The 17,135-nt window shown below is 70.7% G+C and carries 13 protein-coding genes and 2 pseudogenes; 7 read left to right on the forward strand and 8 right to left on the reverse strand.

What is annotated here, in order from left to right:
• Window positions 1-43 precede the first annotated feature (43 nt).
• From HDA40_RS17770 to HDA40_RS17780, 3 genes and pseudogenes are all read left to right on the forward strand, one after another.
• Complete coding sequence (locus HDA40_RS17770) at window positions 44-1,267, forward strand: coiled-coil domain-containing protein (protein WP_253757258.1); 1,224 nt, start codon at window positions 44-46, stop codon at window positions 1,265-1,267.
• A 155-nt stretch (window positions 1,268-1,422) separates the two neighbouring features.
• On the forward strand, window positions 1,423-2,871 hold the full coding sequence (locus HDA40_RS17775) for a coiled-coil domain-containing protein (RefSeq protein WP_253757260.1): 1,449 nt from the start codon (window positions 1,423-1,425) through the stop codon (window positions 2,869-2,871).
• Between the two features lie 140 nt (window positions 2,872-3,011).
• Window positions 3,012-3,452, forward strand: a pseudogene (locus HDA40_RS17780) (phosphatase PAP2 family protein); the annotation flags it as partial.
• A gap of 196 nt (window positions 3,453-3,648) precedes the next feature.
• On the opposite strand, the gene HDA40_RS17785 reads toward HDA40_RS17780, so the two are convergent.
• Window positions 3,649-4,824 carry an acyltransferase family protein gene (locus HDA40_RS17785; RefSeq protein ID WP_253757262.1) on the reverse strand — a complete coding sequence of 392 codons (1,176 nt, stop codon included), beginning with the start codon at window positions 4,822-4,824 and terminating at the stop codon, window positions 3,649-3,651.
• A 158-nt stretch (window positions 4,825-4,982) separates the two neighbouring features.
• On the opposite strand from HDA40_RS17785, the pseudogene HDA40_RS41550 reads away from it, so the two are divergent.
• Window positions 4,983-5,264, forward strand: a pseudogene (locus HDA40_RS41550) (glycosyltransferase family 2 protein); the annotation flags it as partial.
• 261 nt (window positions 5,265-5,525) lie between these two features.
• On the opposite strand, the gene HDA40_RS17795 reads toward HDA40_RS41550, so the two are convergent.
• The 5 genes from HDA40_RS17795 to HDA40_RS17815 are packed head-to-tail and all read right to left on the reverse strand — an operon-like array spanning window position 5,526 to window position 11,054.
• Complete coding sequence (locus HDA40_RS17795) at window positions 5,526-6,998, reverse strand: glycosyltransferase family 4 protein (protein WP_253757264.1); 1,473 nt, start codon at window positions 6,996-6,998, stop codon at window positions 5,526-5,528.
• On the reverse strand, window positions 6,988-8,304 hold the full coding sequence (locus tag HDA40_RS17800) for a nucleotide sugar dehydrogenase (RefSeq protein WP_253757267.1): 1,317 nt from the start codon (window positions 8,302-8,304) through the stop codon (window positions 6,988-6,990). The genes HDA40_RS17795 and HDA40_RS17800 overlap by 11 nt, the downstream gene beginning before the upstream one ends.
• A gap of 28 nt (window positions 8,305-8,332) precedes the next feature.
• Entirely contained in the window at window positions 8,333-9,457 is a 1,125-nt protein-coding gene (locus HDA40_RS17805; protein WP_253757269.1) for a GNAT family N-acetyltransferase, read from the reverse strand.
• 32 nt (window positions 9,458-9,489) lie between these two features.
• Window positions 9,490-10,401: a glycosyltransferase family 2 protein gene (locus HDA40_RS17810; protein WP_253757271.1), complete on the reverse strand. Its 912-nt coding sequence runs from the start codon at window positions 10,399-10,401 to the stop codon at window positions 9,490-9,492.
• Window positions 10,398-11,054 carry a polysaccharide deacetylase family protein gene (locus HDA40_RS17815; RefSeq protein ID WP_253757273.1) on the reverse strand — a complete coding sequence of 219 codons (657 nt, stop codon included), beginning with the start codon at window positions 11,052-11,054 and terminating at the stop codon, window positions 10,398-10,400. The genes HDA40_RS17810 and HDA40_RS17815 overlap by 4 nt, the downstream gene beginning before the upstream one ends.
• A 318-nt stretch (window positions 11,055-11,372) precedes the next feature.
• Here HDA40_RS17815 and HDA40_RS17820 point away from each other — a divergent pair, with 318 nt between their 5' ends.
• The 3 genes from HDA40_RS17820 to HDA40_RS17830 are packed head-to-tail and all read left to right on the forward strand — an operon-like array spanning window position 11,373 to window position 14,724.
• Window positions 11,373-12,344 (forward strand): hypothetical protein, encoded by a 972-nt coding sequence (locus HDA40_RS17820; protein ID WP_253757275.1) that lies wholly within the window; start codon window positions 11,373-11,375, stop codon window positions 12,342-12,344.
• Window positions 12,341-13,789 carry an O-antigen ligase family protein gene (locus HDA40_RS42150; protein ID WP_253757277.1) on the forward strand — a complete coding sequence of 483 codons (1,449 nt, stop codon included), beginning with the start codon at window positions 12,341-12,343 and terminating at the stop codon, window positions 13,787-13,789. Before HDA40_RS17820 ends, HDA40_RS42150 begins: the two co-directional genes overlap by 4 nt.
• Window positions 13,786-14,724 carry a TIGR03621 family F420-dependent LLM class oxidoreductase gene (locus HDA40_RS17830; RefSeq protein ID WP_253757279.1) on the forward strand — a complete coding sequence of 313 codons (939 nt, stop codon included), beginning with the start codon at window positions 13,786-13,788 and terminating at the stop codon, window positions 14,722-14,724. Before HDA40_RS42150 ends, HDA40_RS17830 begins: the two co-directional genes overlap by 4 nt.
• On the opposite strand, the gene HDA40_RS17835 is transcribed toward HDA40_RS17830, so the two are convergent.
• Window positions 14,721-15,608: a glycosyltransferase family 2 protein gene (locus HDA40_RS17835; protein WP_253757281.1), complete on the reverse strand. Its 888-nt coding sequence runs from the start codon at window positions 15,606-15,608 to the stop codon at window positions 14,721-14,723. The genes HDA40_RS17830 and HDA40_RS17835 overlap by 4 nt on opposite strands.
• Window positions 15,595-17,082: an oligosaccharide flippase family protein gene (locus tag HDA40_RS17840; RefSeq protein ID WP_253757283.1), complete on the reverse strand. Its 1,488-nt coding sequence runs from the start codon at window positions 17,080-17,082 to the stop codon at window positions 15,595-15,597. Before HDA40_RS17840 ends, HDA40_RS17835 begins: the two co-directional genes overlap by 14 nt.
• Window positions 17,083-17,135 lie beyond the last annotated feature (53 nt).

A 17,135-nucleotide genomic window follows, 5' to 3' on the forward strand; every position in this document is an offset into this window, starting at 1 on the left:
ATGCTCTTGCGAAACACCGGGGTACGTCTGTCAGGATGTCCCAATGCCCCAGCCGCAATCTGACGTCGCCTTCTTCGACGGCGCGAATACTCAAGCAGACTTCACGGTCGTGCTCCGCGGTTTCGACCGTGAGCAGGTCACGGCCCATCTCGGCCGCATCAATGCGCAGCTGATCCAGTCCGAGCAGGCGCGCCAAGAGGCCGAGCAGCGGATGAACGACGCGCAGCGCCGGCTCCGCCAGGCCGAGCAGCGCCTCAACTCGGTGGAGCAGAAGCTCACCGACACGAACAAGCAGCTCGAGGAGAACAGCCGGCCGACCCTGTCGGGCCTGGGCACTCGCGTCGAGCAGATCCTGCGCCTCGCCGAAGAGCAGGCCAACGACCACCGTGGCGAAGCCAAGCGGGAGTCCGAGGGCATCCTCTCCGCTGCCCGGCTCGAGGCCCGCGAGATCACCGACAAGGCTCGCGCCGAGGCCGCCGCGATGAAGGCGACCGCCGAGCGCGAGGCGGGCAACCTGCGTACCGCCGCCGAGCGGGAGGCCGCCGAGGTTCGGGTGCAGGCCCGTCGCGAGGCCGACACGCTGCGTGCCGACGCCGAGCGCGAGACCAAGGCGCTGCGTACCGCCACCGCGCACGAGGTCGCCGAGCTGAAGGCCACTGTCGAGCGCGAGGTCGCCACCCTGCGGGCCACCGCCGAGCGGGAGATCACCCAGCTGCGGGCCAAGGCTTCGCGCGAGGCCGAGGAGAAGCGCGCCGAGGCGTCCAAGATGCTGGCCGACGCGCGCGACAAGCGCGACAAGGACCTCCAGGCGCTCCAGCTCGAGCTGGCCGAGCGTCGCGAGAAGACCGAGCGCGAAGAGTCCGCGCGGCACGCCGCTCAGGTCGCCGCGACGCAGAAGATGGTCAACGAGGCCGAGGAGCGCGCTCGCGCCGCCGAGGACCGGGCCAAGGAGATCGAGCAGCGTGCGGAGACCCGCCGCATCGAGTCCGAGCGCTCCGCGACCGAGACCGTCGAGAAGGCCAAGGCGTCGGCGGAGAAGTCCGTCAGCGAGGCCAAGGCCGAGGCGCACCGCCTGGTCACCGAGGCCCGCAACGAGGCCGAGCTGACCACCACGGCGGCTCGCCGCGAGGTCGACGAGCTGACCCGCCAGAAGGATGCGGTCACCTCTCAGCTGGGCCAGATGCTCTCCGGCCTGGCGGGCATCGTGCCGGTGCAGGCGCCGGCCGACAAGGGCAAGAAGTCCGAGGAGGAGAAGGCTTCGGCCTGATCCCCTCGATCGGGGCAGATCGGGTCCGCCGGGCGACTCTCGCTCGGCGGGCCCGATGAAACATATCCACTGTGGCCCAAGGGTTTCCTGCAGATCTGCTGTGACTGCGGTGGGGCGTGGTGCGAGAGCGGACGAGACATGTGAGGATGGGGCACATGTCGCAAGGCGGAGATGTTTTCGCGCTCGGTGAGGGCGTAGCCAGCCAACCCAGCTTCGACGCGGCCCTCAGGGGGTACGACAAGAAGCAGGTCGACAACTACGTCGTGTCAGCCGAGAGCGAGATCGCGACGCTGGCTGCCGAGCGGGAGCAGGCGTACCAGCAGGTTCAGGCACTGGCCGGACAGGTTCAGCTGCTGCAGGACGACCTCGCCGACCTCCGTCGCAAGTCGCAACTTCCGACGACCGTCTCCTTCAAGCATCTCGGCGTCCGGGTGGGGCAGATCCTGGAACTCGCCGAGGAACAGGCTGAGGAGATCACCAGGTCGGCCCATCGCCAGATCTCGGACACTCAGGGCGAGGCGGAACGCGTACTGGCCGACGCCCGCGAGCGGGCCGCCGCCGCGATCCGGGACTTCGAGACCGCGTTGTCCGCGCGGCGAGCCGACGAGCAGCGCTCCGACGAGGAGCGGCGGGCCGCGTCCGCGCGGGCGCTCGCGACCGCCCAGCAGGAGGCCACCAACCTCCGGGATCGCGCCGCCAAGGAGACGTCGGAGCAGCGTACGACGGTGGAGCAGGAGCTCGCCGCGCTGCGGGCCCAGGCCGCGCAGGAGATCGCCACGCTGCGGGCTCAGGCCGCGCAGGAGATCACCGCGCTCAAGGATGCCGCCACACAGGACGTCCAGGCCGCGCGCGCCGCCGGCGAGCGCGAGGTCGCGGAGGCGAAGTCGCGCGCCGTGGCTGCCGAGCAGGAGAGGGTACGCGCAGCGCAGCTTGCCGAGGCGGAACGTCAGGCCGCCACTGCCGCGCAGGCCACGCTGGTCGAGTTGGAGCGGCAGATCGCCGCCAACCGGGCTGAGTCCGAGCACGTGACGAGCCAGCTCAGAGAGACCCAGGCCGAGCTGGACGGCGCTCGCAAGCAGCTGCACGACGCGTACCAGAACGCCAAGGCGGCCAAGCAGAACGCCGAGAACGCCGAACGGGCCACCGCCGACGCGGAGGCTCGCCTGGCCGAGGCGCAGGCCGAGGCCACCCGGGTGCACGAGACGACCGTGCAGGTCCAGGAGGCCGTCAAAGCCCAGGAGACCGTGCAGGCGCAGGAGACCGTGCAGGCGCAGGAGACCGTGCAGGTCCAGGAAGCCGCGAAGGTCCAGGAGACCGTGAAGATCGCGATGCCGGCCGCCGGGTCGGACCCGGACACCACGACCGTGCTGACCTTGCCGGCGCCGTCGGCCCCGAAGGCGGCTGGGCCGGCGGACGATTCCGAGACGACCACTGTGATCAAGCCTGCCACCACGGAAGCCGCGGCTGAGACTGAGAAGACCGTGGATCTCCGGAAGACGACGGGGAAGAAGAAGTCGACGCCGCCGCGGGCCGCCGCCGACGAGCCGGACGCGAACCAGGAGGCCGACGCGGAAGCGGAGGCCGCGGCCCCGGCACAGCGCTAGTGAACGGCAGGCTCGCCCGGCGCTCCGCGATCGTCGGGGCAGCCTGCGTCGCCGCGCTGGTCGCGGTCTATCTGATTGCACTGTGGACGCATGCCGGGCAGTCCCTGGAGGACGCCGTGCTGTCCGCGGCGGCGGCGAAGATGCCCGGCACGGATCAAGCCGCGCTGGCCATCCGGCTGCTGAGCACGGTCGGCATCAAGACGCTGGTGGCGGCCCTGGTCGGGGTGGTCGTCCTCGGCGTGGTCCGGGGGCGTACGCGGCTGGGCTGGCTGGCGGCCGCGGTGATCGCCGCGTCGGCGCTGACGACCGAGGTGCTCCAGAAAGTCGTGTCCCGGCCGGTCTTGCTGGCCGGGGGCGTACGCCGGGAGGACCAGAGCTTCCCCAGCGGGCACACCGCCACGGCGATGGCGATCCTTGCCGGGGTGGTGCTCGTCGTGCCCGCCCGACATCGGCTGCTCGCGGCGGTCGTGCTGGCGCCGTGGTCGCTCGGGATGGGCGTCGCGACCGTCACCGCCGGATGGCATCGGCCGAGCGACACCCTCGGCAGCGACCTGATCGTGCTCGCGTACGCGTGTACGGCCGTGTTCCTGCTGGCCAGGCTCGGCCGTGTACGCCAGACGGCCCGGCCGCGTGGCATACGCCTGGTGGCGATGGCCGGTGGCGTCCTGGTCGCGGCCGTCCTCGCCGGTCTGCTGATCACGGGGCTCTCGGGGTTCAGCGTCAGCCGGGCGCTCGTCTTCGCCGCCGCCGTCGGCACGGTCGCGACGCTGCTCGCCCTTATCGACGGAGTCGACCTCGACCCGAGTACGCCGTCTTCAGCGCCTGCCAGCCGCGGTAGCGCTGGAACGGGATCTCGAACACCGACGCGAAGATCCAAGCGCTCAGCACCGACAATGGAGCCGCTACCACCAGCGTGACCAGGAAGAACGGTACGCCGTCGGCGATGCGCGGGGCGACCACCTGATCGGCGACGGCCACCACGATCGGGGCGTGGATCAGGTAGAGGCTGTAGGAGAACGAGCCCAGGCCGCGTACCGGGGCGGTGTCGAGGAACCACACCAACGGTTTCGGCCGCCGGATCGCCACCGCCGCGAGCAGCATCGCGACCGCCGGGCCGAACGAGACGTCCACCCAGAAGAAGTGCTCGACAGTCCACTCCGAACCCTGCACGGCGATCATCGCGATGACAGGTAGTGCGGCCACACCGGCGAGCCAGTGCCACGGCATTCTGCGTACCTTCTCCTTGGCGGCGAGGATTCCCGCAGCCGTGACGCCGGCCGCGAACAGGATGGCGAACTGGGGTGTGAAGCGGGTGAGTTTGTCGACGAGCGGGACGCTCGGCGCGAAGATCCCCACGAGCAGGACCGGGACCGCGACCGCCGCGAGCATGGTGGCGGCCCCCGCCTTCCGGATGATCACGAGCAGGATCGGGAGCACCAGGTAGAGCTGGGCTTCGACGGCGATGGACCAGAACGCGCCGTTGGGGCTGGGCGAGCCCACGACGTCCTGGAGGAGCAGGCCGAAGACCGCGACCGACTTGCCTGTGGGCTCGCCCTCCCCCGGCTGCGGCACGATCGTCCACGCCACGATCAGGCTGAACGCGAGCGCGGCCCAGTACGGTGGCAGGATGCGCCAGGCCCGACGGAAGGCGAACCGGGCCTTGCCGCCGAGCTGCCACTCATGCCGGGCCGGGGACACTGCCAGCGAGAACCCGGACAGCACGATGAACACGACCACGGCGAAGTGGCCGTAGATGAGCCAGCCGGCCCAAGCCGGTCCGGTGATCCGGGGATAGCCGCCGAAGCTGACCAGATAACAGTGGTGCAGCACGACGAACAGCGCCGCGAGACCGCGGATGCCGTCGAGACCGGACAGCCGGTCCCGACGCGGGCGGGCGGCGGCCTCGGGCTCGGTCCCGGCGGCGGGCGCCGATCGCACGGTCTGCGCGGTCATCTCGCGATCTCCTCTGTCGACTACTGACGAGCCGGCTTGCCGAGCGGCGCCGGATCCTGACGGGCGGCTTACTGACGGGTTGCCGACGGTTTCGAGCGGCGCGGCTCGCCGGGCGCGGCCCCTATCCTCGGTGCGTGAGCGAAGCGGTTGTCAGCATCGTGATCCCGGCCCACAACGAGGCGGCCGTGATCGAGGAGAACCTGCGCGTCCTCCTCGGCGACTCGGCCCCCGGCGAGTTCGACGTCGTCGTGGTGCCGAACGCCTGCACCGACGGGACCGGCACGGCGGCCGCGCGGGTGGGCGTACGCGTCGTCGAGACGCCGGTGCCGGGGAAGGTGCACGCCCTCGCGCTCGGCGACGCCGAATGCCGGGCGTTCCCGCGGATCTACCTCGACGCCGACGTACGCCTGACCGCCGACTCCGTCCGCGCGCTGGTCGTGGCCTGCGCCGGCGACGACGTTCTCGCCTGTGCTCCGGAGCCGCAGTTCGACCTGGCCGGGACGACGTTCGTGATGCGCCGCGTGCACCGCGTGCACGACCGGCTGATGGCGCCGACCCGAGCGCTCGCCGGGGCGGGCTGCTATGTGCTGACCAAGGCGGGTCACGCCCGGGTCTTCCCGATGCCGGAGGTGCTCTCCGACGACGGCTACGTCCATAACAGCTTCACTCCCGGCGAACGCGTCGTGGTGCGGCAGGCCCGGTCATTCGTGCGCCCGGCCCGGACCGTCTCCGCGTACCTGCGCCGACGGGTCCGCGTCCGGGCCGGCAACCGGCAGCTCGCCGAGCTGGGCCGGGTCTCCGCCGAGGGACGGCTCGGTCCGCGTGCGCTGCTCTCGCTGGTCGCGCGACGCGAAGTAAGCCCGCTGGATGCCGGCTGCTACCTGGCCGTCCTGCTCCTCGACCGGGGCTGGACGGTCCTGCGCGGCCGGCGGGGCCGGACGTCGTGGGGTCTCGATGTCAGCAGTCGGGTGCCAACGGGGCCGGGGAACGGTTAGCCCCTCCACCGCCGCCTCATACGCGGCCAGCAGCGAGATCTTCGACTGGTCCCACGACAGCGGGCCGGCGACCCGGGCCCGGCCGATCTCGCCCATCCGCTGCCGGTCCTCCGGCGAGTCCAGCAGGTACGCCGTGAGCTTGGCGAACTCCGACTCGTCGTTGGCCGGGGCGTAGACAGCGGCGTCGCCGGCCGACACCCGGGCCTCGCGCAGGTCGAACGAGACGATCGGGCGGGACATCGCCATGTACTCCATGATCTTGTTCATCGTGGAGACGTCGTTCAGCGGGTTGAGCGGGTCAGGAGACAGGCACACGTCCGCGGTGGACAGATAGCGGAGCAGGTCTTCGTCGCTGATCCGGCCGGTGAACGTCACGTGGTCGGCCAGGCCCAGCTCGACGGCCAGGTCCTTCATCGCGTCGAAGGTGTCGCCCGCGCCGACGAAGGCGGCGTGCCAGTCGGTGCGGCCCTGCTCGTCCCGCAGCTTCGCCAGCGCGCGCAGCGCGTAGTCCACGCCGTCCTGCGGGCCCATCACGCCGAGGTAGCAGAGCAGATACGGCTTGCCCTTGCGCAGCTCCGGTTCGGCCGGCACCTGCCGGAAACGCTCGACCTTGGGCGCGCTGCGGACGACGAACACCTGGTCCTCGCGCTTGCCGCCGCGGGTGAGCGCCGCCTCGCGGTAGCTCTCGTTCGTGGCGATCACGATGTCGGCGGCCTGATACGTCTTGCGTTCGAGCCAGCAGACCACCCGGTAGAGGAAGTCCCGGCCCCGGCCGAACCGGGACTCGTACAGCTCCGGCACCAGGTCGTGCTGGTCGAAGACGAACCGGGCGCCCCGCCGCCGGAACCGCTTGGCGAACAGGAAGAACAGGTCCGGCGGGTTGCAGGCGTGCACCACGTCGACCGGGCCGACCTTGCGCGCCAGCCGGTAGGTGTGCCACAGCGCCGAGCCGTACTCGCGCAGGTAGCCCTGCGGCCCGCCGGTCGCCGCCTTCAACGGGTACCGGTAGATGTGGACGCCGTCCAGCTCCACGTAGGGCTCGGTGTCCCGGCCGGTGCCCATCGGGCAGATGACGTTCACGGTCCAGCCCGCGTCGCGCAGCGCGCAGGACTCCTGCCAGACGCGCCGGTCGAACGGCACGGACAGGTTCTCGACGAGGATGAGCGCTTTACCAGCCAAGGCCCACATATCCCGGGTGCGCCCGGCGCGTCTCCGCGTCGGGAAGGCGGACGAGGTCGATGATCGGGCGGTCGCCGGCCCGGTCGAGGACCGGGCTCAGCGCCGGATCGGCGAAGCCGACGACACAGACCTCGGCGAAGTCGAGGACGTCGTCGGCGGAGTCGCACAGCAACTCCCCGAGGTGCGGCAGGTGGCGGTCGATGTACTCCCGGTTGGCCCCCATCAGCCGGGACAGCGCCACGTTCGCGTCGTAGATCCGCAGCTCGTAGCCCTTGCCCACGAGCCGTTCGGCCAGCTCGACGAGCGGGCTCTCACGCAGGTCGTCGGTGCCCGGCTTGAAGGAGAGCCCGAACAGGCCGACCTTGCGCTTCCCGGTGCCGATGACCAGGTCGAGCGCGCGCTTGAGGTGCTCCTCGTTCGAGGGGAGCACGTGCGAGAGCAGCGGCACCGCGATGTCGGCGCGGCGGGCGGCGTACACCAGGCCCCGGAGGTCCTTCGGCAGGCAGGAACCGCCGAACGCGAACCCCGGGCGCAGGTAGGCCGGGCTGATGTTGAGCTTGCGGTCGGCCAGGAAGACGTCCATCATCCGGTGCGAGTCCACGCCCAGCGCGCGGCAGATCGCGCCCATCTCGTTGGCGAAGGCGATCTTCAGACCGTGGAACGAATTGTCGGCGTACTTGGCCATCTCGGCCACCGGCACCGGCACCCGGAACACCTCGCCTGGCAGACCCTCGTAGAGCGCCGCCACGACGTCCCCGCTGACCTTGTCGTACTCCCCGATCACGGTCTTCGGCGGGTCCAGGAAGTCCTTGACGCTCGAGCCCTCACGCAGGAACTCCGGGTTGTACGCGACACCGAAGTCGACCCCGGCGGAGCGGCCGGAAGCCTTCTCCAGCAACGGAACGAGCAGTGATTCGCAGGTGCCCGGCAGCATCGTGCTGCGGAACACGACAGTGTGCCACCGGTCCAACCCGGCCAGCGCCTCGCCGATCTCCGCCGACACCCGTTCGAGGTACTCCGTCGACAGGCTGCCGCTGGGCGCGGACGGCGTACCGACGCAGACCAGCGACACATCGGTCGCCCGGATCGCCGACGCGAGGTCGACCGTCGCCCGCAGCGCGCCGGACGCGACCACCTCGGCGGTCAGCTCGCCGATCCGCTCCTCGACGACGGGCGCCTGGCCGCGGCCGATGAGTTCCACCTTGACCGGGCTGACGTCGACGCCCACCACCTCGTGGCCGCGTGCGGCCAGGCAGGCGGCGGAGACGCTGCCCACGTAGCCCAGGCCGATGACGCTGATCCTCATATCACTTGCCTTCCTTGGAGACGGTCGTTCATGGCAGTTCCCGCTCCCGGCGCGTGTCCGGGGAGCCACCCTCGCCAAGGGATCGGGAACCGCCACCACGCATCGCTCGGACGGCGCGGCGCAGGCCGGGGCCGAGCGGGGACGACTTGGCGGCACCGACGACGGTTCCGTGCAGGCGGCGCAGGGCCCGACGAGCCGAACTACGAGTGACCAGACCCTGGGCGACCGACATCTCGCCGGTCTTGGCCCGGCGCTTGTACTCGTCCTCGCCCCGGCCGAGGTCGATGCGAGTGACGCCGAGGCCGGGCGCGGCCGCCACCAGTTCGCGGAGCAACATCCAGCCCGGGGCGAGCTTGGCGAACTCGGGGTCGTAGACCGGGAACCACCAGTGCAGTACGCCGCCCGACCGCAGTCCGAAGTGCGCGGCGACCAGGCGAGGCCCGGCGTGCAGAGTGGACAGGATGCCCGCGAACTCCGGATCCCGCGTACGCAGCAACGACCGCAGCAGGTGCACCCGACGCGGATCGGCGAAATAGTCGGCGGCGCCGGTGGCGGCGTACTGCCCCCGTTTCAGCTCGATGAGCTGGTCGAGGGCGGCGTCGTCGACGACGTCCACGGCGAACCGCACCGTCCCGTACGCCTTCTCCGTCTTCGCTGTGTGCCGGCGCGCCTGCCCGATGTTGCTTTTTCCGCTGCTGGACGCCCGGCCCAGGTAGCCGTCGAGGCCGCCGGTGACGTCGAGATAGGGCGACGGCCGCCGGGACTCGATCCACGGCGTGAACTCCGCTCCCGTCCCGTCTTCGTCGTCGACGAGCAGGTGGTCGAACGCGTATCCGCGTACCCCTCCGGAGAGCAGGTCCAGGGGCGCGAACCGGGAGCCGGGCGCGCGGATCGGGCCTTGGAAGTCGGCCCCGGGCCACCCGACCGGCCGCAGTTCGCCGCCGTCCTGATGGGTCGGCAGCAGGGCCTGGATCTCGCCTGCGGCGTCCGTCGCGACGGCGACCCGCACCGGTACGCCCGCCGCGTGCACCGCCGCCGCGAAGCCCGGATGGAAGTACGGGCTGTCCAACCGGGTGTTGGCCGCCCGTAGGGCATGCCAGGCGTCGAGCTGCCGGTTGGTCAGCTCGGTGAGGTCGTGATTCGTGATCGGCATTCCATCCCCCCAGATCGACAATGGCCGTCAGCTCATGTCGCGAGCGCTCGAAGTCGCCGCGACGGCCGCAGCAGCGCGACCACCGCGGCGCGCGCCCGTTGTCGGCCGAGGGCGGCGCGCAGGGTTTCGCCCGCGAGCACGATCAGGAAGTACGCCCCACCGGCGAGCGCCGAGTTGCGGCGGCGGTAGAGGGTCACCTTGTTGACCACGCTGAGCGCGTTGAGGGTCGGATTGATCTGCTGTTCGCCGCCGATGTGGGTGATCTCGGCGGCCGGCTCGTACCAGAGGGTCCAGCCGCGGTCGCCCGCGCGCAGCGCGAAGTCGGTCTCCTCGCTGTAGAGCAGGAAGCTCTCGTCCCAGGGGCCCACGTCGCGTAGGGCAGCCGCTGAGATCAGCATGGCCGCCCCGGTGGCCCACGAGTAGGCGCCGGGCAGGTCCCGCTCCCGGGGATCGGTGATCAGCTCGCCGAACCCCGGCAGCCGCCCGGCGACCCGGCCGAGGAACGCCTCGCCGAACGCGCGCCGCAACGTGGGGGCGTACCGCAGGGAGGGCTGGAACGAGCCGTCCTCGTTCAGCAGCTTCGGCACGGCGATGCCGCACGTGCTGCGCTGGAGCGTCGCGGCGAGCCGGGCGAGGGTGTCGGGACGCAGCCGGCAGTCCGGGTTCAGCACCATGACGGCGTCGTACTCGCCCGGCACGGCGGCCACGCCTGCGTTGATCCCGGCGGCGAAGCCGGCGTTGCGGCCCACCGCCAGCGGGATGACCGGCAGGTCGAATCCCTTCGCAACGGTCAGTGAGTCGTCGCGGGAGGCGTTGTCGGCGACCACGACGGCGGTCAGGCGTACGCCCCGCTGTCCTTCGAGCGACCGCAGGCAGCCCGCGAGGACGTCGGCGCTGTTGTAGGTGACGATGACGACCGCGATACGCGGTTCGGGCGTGGTCACGGCTTCCCCCGGAGTCGTTTCGCGGTTCGGGCCGCCAGGCGGCGGGCGCGCTGAGCCGGCCCGGGCCGGCCGTCCACGACGGCGGTCAGCCAGGCGGCGTCCATGTCGTGACGCAGACTGTTGCGCGGTTGCAGCCAGGCCGACGGCTTGGCCGGTCCCCCGTCGCTGCTCAACACCCGCCGTACGCCCACATGGCGCAGGCGCTTGAGCACCCGCCGGTCGTAGGAGCCGAACGGGATCGCGACGCTGTCGACCGGCCCGCCGACGAGGTCGCCCAGTACGCGATGCGCCTCCTGGAACTCCTCGCGCGCCTCGCTCTCGTCGACGCGACGCCAGTCCCGGTGCGCCCAGCCGTGTGAGCCGACCGGCATCCCCGCCTTGACCAGCTCGCGTACGCCGTCGGCGTCGAGCCGCCCGGGTTCGCCCAGCAGCCCGGCGAGCACGAAGAACTCGGCGGTCAGCCCGCGGTCGAGCAGCCGGGGCAGGGCGATCTCCAGATCGGACGCGTTCCCGTCGTCGAACGTGATGCGGACATGGTCACGCCGCGCCGCCAGATCGAGCATCTGCTCGAACTGCCCGACGCTCACCCAGGTTCGGTCCTCACCCGGCGCGAGATCGCGGTCGGTCGGCCCGATCCCGTGCACGTTTATCATGATGATCGATGCACCGAGGGCATCTGAGCTGCGCAATGAATCGCCTATCGTTCTTCGGTCAGGTCGAGCCGCGGCCGACCGGGACCGTTAGATCGTGAGGTTTCGTCGACTCAACGGGCCATCGGCGAATCGGGCGGACCGAATGTCCGCAAGCCGACACGGTCATGATTGCTTCCCCCCTGGTCGGGCCATGCCATCATGGGGCCCGCTCATCTACGATCGAGCTGCTGAAGACGTGCTCACCTCGGTCGCGACCAACATCGACAGACGCTCGCGACGACACGGCAGATATCTATGCCGACCTATGGAAGGACGACGGTGGACTTCTGGGACCTCGCCAAGGTGCTCTTCCGGAACTGGGTGGTCGCCGTCCCGATGCTGCTGCTCACCACCGGTCTGACGGTGCTGACCTTCAGCGCGATCAAGCCCGACTACGTCGCCACCGCCTTCGTCCAACTCGTACCGCCGGCGACGCCGGTGCCGGCCAAGGTCGGCGAGCCGGCGCGCGTACAGGTGAATCCCTGGCTCGGCCAGGGTTTGCAGACGCTCGGCAACGCCGCGATCGTCACCGTGCAGGAGCAGTCGGTCGTGGACGCGATGAAGGCCGCGGGCTACACCGACTCGTTCACCTTCGAGATGGGCGGCGACAGCCCGCTGGTGAAGATCGAGGCGGTCGGCAAGTCCAAGGAGCAGGCCTCGGGCACCGCCGACGAACTGGTCGCCCGATACAGCGAGAGCGTCACGACGCTGCAGAAGAACGAGCGCGTGATCGACGCCGACCTGATCGCGCCGCGCCGGCTCGACCGGGGCACCAACGTCGAGAAGTCGAACTCCAACGTCAAGCGCGCGCTGGTCGCGGTGTTCGTCGCCGGCCTGATGCTCACCGTCGCGGCGACCGTCGGCTTCGACGCGCTTCTGCGCTCCCGCGCCAAGCGCCGGGCCGGCGCGATGTCGGCCGCGGAGCTGGCGGCGGCCCGGGAACGCGCCGTCGGCATGGCTTCCGGCGTACGCCTGAGCAGCGTCGGCACGCTGTATCGCCCGCGCGCCATCACCACGGCGACCGGGGGACCGTCCGGCGGCACGCCCCCGGACGAGGCCACGGCCTGGTCCGCCGGCGACCAGACGGTCGTCTACCGGACGGTCGACGACGTGATCGAGCCGACCGACATCGCCGACCCCGACGACGAGGACAAGCCCGAGGTCGAGGACGCGACCCTGGTGCTGCCCTCGTTCACGCCCATGAACGGCGTAGAGATTCCGCGCCCGTCGGCCTGGCCGAGCAAAGAGTGACCGACGGCCTGGCCGAACGGCAGGTGGCCGACGTCGAGCGGCAGGTAGCCGACGTCGCCGGCCGCCGGGCGGATCTGGAGCCGTCGCTGGTCTCGGGCCGGACCTACGCCACCCGCCGGCGGATCGGCCGGGTGGACGCGCCGCTCGTGCTGTGCCTGATGATCGTCATGATCGGGCTCATCCCGTTCAACCTGATCGTCCCGGGCATGACCGACCTCGCCCGGCCCGGCATCATCCTGGCGCTCGGGTTGTTCGGCTGGTGGTTCATCACGCGCTTCACCACCCACCTGTCGATGCGCGGGCCGCAGCCGCTGCGCTGGGCCCTGCTGTTCTTCATGATGAGCATCCTGCTGTCGTACGCCGTCGGCTTCATCCGTGGACTGACCACGATGGAGGCCAACGGGGCGGACCGGTCGCTGCTCTTCTTCTGCGCGCTCGCCGGGATCATCCTCATGACCGCCGACGGCCTGCCGAACTGGCAGCGGCTGCGCACGGTGGTCAACGTCCTCGTCGTGGTGGCCGCGCTGATGGCCGTCATCGGCCTCATGCAGTACATGTTCTCGGTCGACCTGACGCAGTACCTGGTGATCCCGGGCTTGCAGTCCAAGTACGACGCGCTCGGCTTCATGATGCGCGGCAGCAGCTACCGGGTCGCCGGCACGACCGCGCACTACATCGAGCTGGCCACCGTGCTCGCCCTCGCCCTCCCGTACGCCGTGCACGTGGCGCGATTCGGCGAGAAGCGCTGGCAGAAGCAGCTGGCGCTGGTGTCGGCGGCGCTGATCGCGGCCGGCGTCGGCGCCACGATCTCGCGTACGGGGATTCTGGCGATCGGCGTCATGTTCGTGTGCCTGTTCCCGGTGTGGAACTGGCGGATGCGCTTCAACATCGGGGTGCTCAGCGTCCTGCTGTTGGGCGTGCTCGCCGGGGTGAGCCCGGGGCTCTACCGGACGTTGTTCTCCATCTTCTCCAACGCCTCCGACGACACCTCCGTCTCGGCCCGCTACGAGCGCTACCCCATGGTCTTCTCGTATGTCGCGCAACATCCGTGGCTCGGGCGCGGCACCGGCACCTGGATTCCGCCGCAGTACCAGATCCTCGACAACCAGTGGCTGGTCACGCTGCTCACCAACGGCGCTCTCGGGGTAATCGCCCTGGCGGCCCTGCACATCACCGGCATCGTGCTGGCGTACCGGGCGCTCAAGCGCTCGGCCAACGACGACGAGAAGCACCTCTGCGCGGTGGTCCTGTCCACTCAGGTCATGGCGCTGCTCGTAGCCGGGACGTTCGACTCGCTCAGCTTCACCACCTACGCCGTGGTCATGGCCCTCTCGCTGGGCCTCTGCGGCGCCGTCTGGCGGCTCACCCACCCGGAGCCGCAGATCAGGACCTCGACGACCCGCTGGTTCCTCGGCGGCGTCTACCGGCCGGAGGTGACGCGGTGACCCGCCCCTTCCGCTTCATCGCCCCGATGCCCCGCCTCACCGTGCCGCCACCGCGGTGGCGTGCCGAGCTGCGCCGTCTGGAGGATCTCGGCTTCCACACGGTCGCCGTCTCCGACCATTTCACCCAGGGCTGGATGATGGAGCCGATCGTCGCGATGACCGCGGCCGCCGAGGCCACGACCACGCTGCGCGTGCTCAGCCTCGTGCTCGGCAACGACTACCGGCATCCCGTCCTGCTCCACAAGGCCATGGCCACGCTCGACGTCCTGTCCGGCGGGCGGGTGGAGATCGGACTCGGCGCGGGCTGGCTGCCGGGCGACTACCACGCCGCTGGTCTCCAGCTCGATTCCCCAGGGGTACGCATAGCGCGGCTGGCCGAGTCCGTTCAGGTGGTGAAGGGGCTGTTCGCGTCCGATCCGCTGACCTTCGCAGGGCGGCATTACCGCATCACCGAGCTGGACGGGCTGCCGAAGCCGGTGCAACGGCCGCATCCGCCGATCCTCGTCGGCGGCGGAAGCCGGAAGGTGCTGGGGTTGGCCGGGCAGCTGGCCGACATCGTCGGGGTGAACCCGAGCCTGAAACCCGACGCCGCCGCCGGTTCGGCCGTGCTCGACCTGACCGAGGACCGGGTCGCCGAGAAGATCGCGTGGGCGAAGGCCGGCGCGACGGCGGCCGGCCGCGACCCGTCGGTGCTGGACTTCCAGATCAGCGTGCTGTCCCTCGACGTCACCGACGTTCCGGGCGCCCAGCGCTGGACCTCCAGCCTGGCTCAGGGCGTCGACCGGCAGGTGCTGGCGGCCAGCCCGGCGGTCCTGCACGGGCCGGCCGCGTACTGCGCGGAGCAGTTGCACAAATGGCGTGAGGTGCTGGGGCTGAACCAGTTCCACCTCGGCGGCGACCCCGTCGCGGCGGCCGCCGTCCTCGCCAAGCTCTAAGCCTTGGACAGCTTCGCGATCCGGGCGAGTCGCTTGCCGCGGTTGCCCCAGTCGCGGCGCTGCCGACCGGCGTACCAGCGGTAGACCAATGCGCGGGCCTGCCGGCGCTGCTCGGGCTCCAAGTAGTCGACGCCGTTGACCCAGCGCATCAGCTCGACGCCCTGCAACGTGGTCGCGGCATGCGCCGTCCACGCCGGTACGCCCAACCGCCGTCCCAGCACCTTGCGGCTCTCGTCGCGCCAGCCGCGCCGGCCGAGCGCCTCGGGGACGTGCCCCCAGGGTCCGGCCAGCGCCATCTTCGCGGCGAAGATCTGATCCTCCCGGAGCATGTTGCGCCGGGGAATCGGGATGATCGTCTCGCGGCGCATCAGCCCGTACAGCGGGTCGATCAACGCGTAGCTGGTGTTCAGCAGGCGCAGCATCTCGCTCAGCCGCTCGATCGGATCGTCCGAAGCCAGCGCGGTGCCATGGTAGGGCGCGGTCTCGGTGACACCGTTCTCCAGCTCGAACTGGACGCCCATCGTCACCAGGATCAGCCGCTCGTCGCGCTCGAACTCGGCCAGCGCCCGCGACAGGCAGTGCGGGGACAGCCAGTCGTCGTCGCCGACCCAGCGGAAGAAGGTCCCCCGGGCCTGTCGTCCGGCGAAGACGAAGTTGTTGAGCAGCCCCACGTTCTCCGGTTGCCGGAAGTACCGGATGCGGTCGTCGGCGGCGGCCAGCTCCCGGCACACGCCCTCGGTGTCGTCGGTCGAGGCGTTGTCGGAGATGATCAATTCCAGCTCGGCGTGTTCCTGAGCCTGGATCGACTTCACCACCGAGGTGATGCGCTCCGCGCCGTTGCGTACCGGGAGGCAGACCGAGATGAGCACGTCACTCGACGGCATGAGCTTCCTTTCGGCGTACTGATCCGAGCAGGCGACGCCGGTGTTCCGGGGCGACCCCGAGGACGGCGTACGCGGCGAGGCCGGCGACTCCGCCGACGAGGAGCACCGCGACGGCCGGGCTGCCGATGGCGTACCCGGCCAGCCAGGCGAGCACGGCGGCGACGAGGCCGCCGAGCACCGGGCGGAGCAGCTTCGGCCCGACCGGCTTCAGGCGTACGCCGATCCGGTGCAGCGCGACGACCGTCACCGGCAGCGCGACGAGCAGTCCCACCGCGGCGTGCGCGATGGCCGCCCCGGTGATGCCGCCTTGGGTGGTCGCGAGGATGAGCACCGGGATCAGCACGATCGCCCAGATCAGGTACAGCCGCAGGGCTGCTTTGGTGGCGCCGGCGCCGATCAGGATGTCCAACGCGAATCCGGTCAGTACGCGTACCACTGTGAGAAGCATGAGGTAGGGCAGCACCGGCGCGGCCGCGGACCATTTGGCCCCGTAGAGGACCGCGATGAGCGGGGTCGCAAGCGCGGCCATGAGCACCGCGATCGGCATCAGCACGGTGACGAGCGTGGGCAGCGAGGCTTGCACCCCAGCGGACAGGGTCTCGGAGTCCACTTCAGACAGACGGGAGAACCCGGCGACCGAGACGTACCGGACCGCGGTGGACAGGATGCTCAGCGCCCACGTCGAGATGTTGAAGGCCAGCAGGTAGAAGCCGAGCTGGGTGGCGCCCGCGAGGTGCCCCACGATGATGTACGCCGCGTTGATCAGGACGGCCTCGACGCCGAGGCTGGCCGCGAGCGGGATACCGAAGGCCATGAGCCGCCGGGCGACCGCCCGGTCGAAGCCGGCCCGCAGCGGGACCGCCGCCCAGAAGAAGACGAGGAGGCCGGTGACCGCCGTGCCCACGACGAGCCCGCCGGCGAAGCTGTACGCCCCCGCGCCGCCGAGCGCGAGCGGAACGGCGACCGCGGCGTTGACCGCCATGCCGATGAGGTTGGCCTGGATGAGCTTGTCCTGCCGGAAGGTACGCATCAGCGCCGCGCTGCGGACGGCCGTGGCGCCGTCGATCAGGATGACCACGGTGAGCAGCCGGATCACCCCGGTTGCCTGCGGCACCGCCGAGACCTCCGCGATGATCGGCGCGGCGATCCAGAAGCCCAGGTAGATGAGGATGCTGAAGGCCATCGCGAGCACCGTGGCGGTGGCCGAGATCTCCTCCAGAGCGCCACGCCATTGCACCGTGGCGGCGATCAGGCCGACGTCGTTGACGACCATGACGAGCTGCATCGTGGCGAACGCGACGGCGAAGACGCCGAAGTCCGCCGGCGCGAGCAGACGGGCGAGCACGAGGCCGAGCGCGAACGAGCCGGCCTTGTTCACCAGCGTCCCCGCGACGCTCCACTTCAGCCCGCGCGTCGCCTGCCGCCCGATCGACTCGGTGGCGTTGGCTTCCGGGGCGGTCTCTGCGATGGTCATAGCGAGGCAATTCTCTCGGGCCGTCCCCGGGGCCAGGCCCGACTGACGGAATT

Origin of the sequence: Hamadaea flava (assembly GCF_024172085.1) — a bacterium.
Classification (GTDB): domain Bacteria; phylum Actinomycetota; class Actinomycetes; order Mycobacteriales; family Micromonosporaceae; genus Hamadaea; species Hamadaea flava.

What these genes read in the sequence shown, in the direction of transcription:
- HDA40_RS17770 (WP_253757258.1), top strand. Translation starts at nt 44, where the DNA reads ATGCCCCAGCCGCAATCTGACGTCGCCTTCTTCGACGGCGCGAATACT.
- HDA40_RS17775 (WP_253757260.1), top strand. Translation starts at nt 1,423, where the DNA reads ATGTCGCAAGGCGGAGATGTTTTCGCGCTCGGTGAGGGCGTAGCCAGC.
- HDA40_RS17785 (WP_253757262.1), bottom strand. Translation starts at nt 4,824, where the DNA reads ATGACCGCGCAGACCGTGCGATCGGCGCCCGCCGCCGGGACCGAGCCC.
- HDA40_RS17800 (WP_253757267.1), bottom strand. Translation starts at nt 8,304, where the DNA reads ATGAGGATCAGCGTCATCGGCCTGGGCTACGTGGGCAGCGTCTCCGCC.
- HDA40_RS17805 (WP_253757269.1), bottom strand. Translation starts at nt 9,457, where the DNA reads ATGCCGATCACGAATCACGACCTCACCGAGCTGACCAACCGGCAGCTC.
- HDA40_RS17815 (WP_253757273.1), bottom strand. Translation starts at nt 11,054, where the DNA reads ATGATAAACGTGCACGGGATCGGGCCGACCGACCGCGATCTCGCGCCG.
- HDA40_RS17835 (WP_253757281.1), bottom strand. Translation starts at nt 15,608, where the DNA reads ATGCCGTCGAGTGACGTGCTCATCTCGGTCTGCCTCCCGGTACGCAAC.
- HDA40_RS17840 (WP_253757283.1), bottom strand. Translation starts at nt 17,082, where the DNA reads ATGACCATCGCAGAGACCGCCCCGGAAGCCAACGCCACCGAGTCGATC.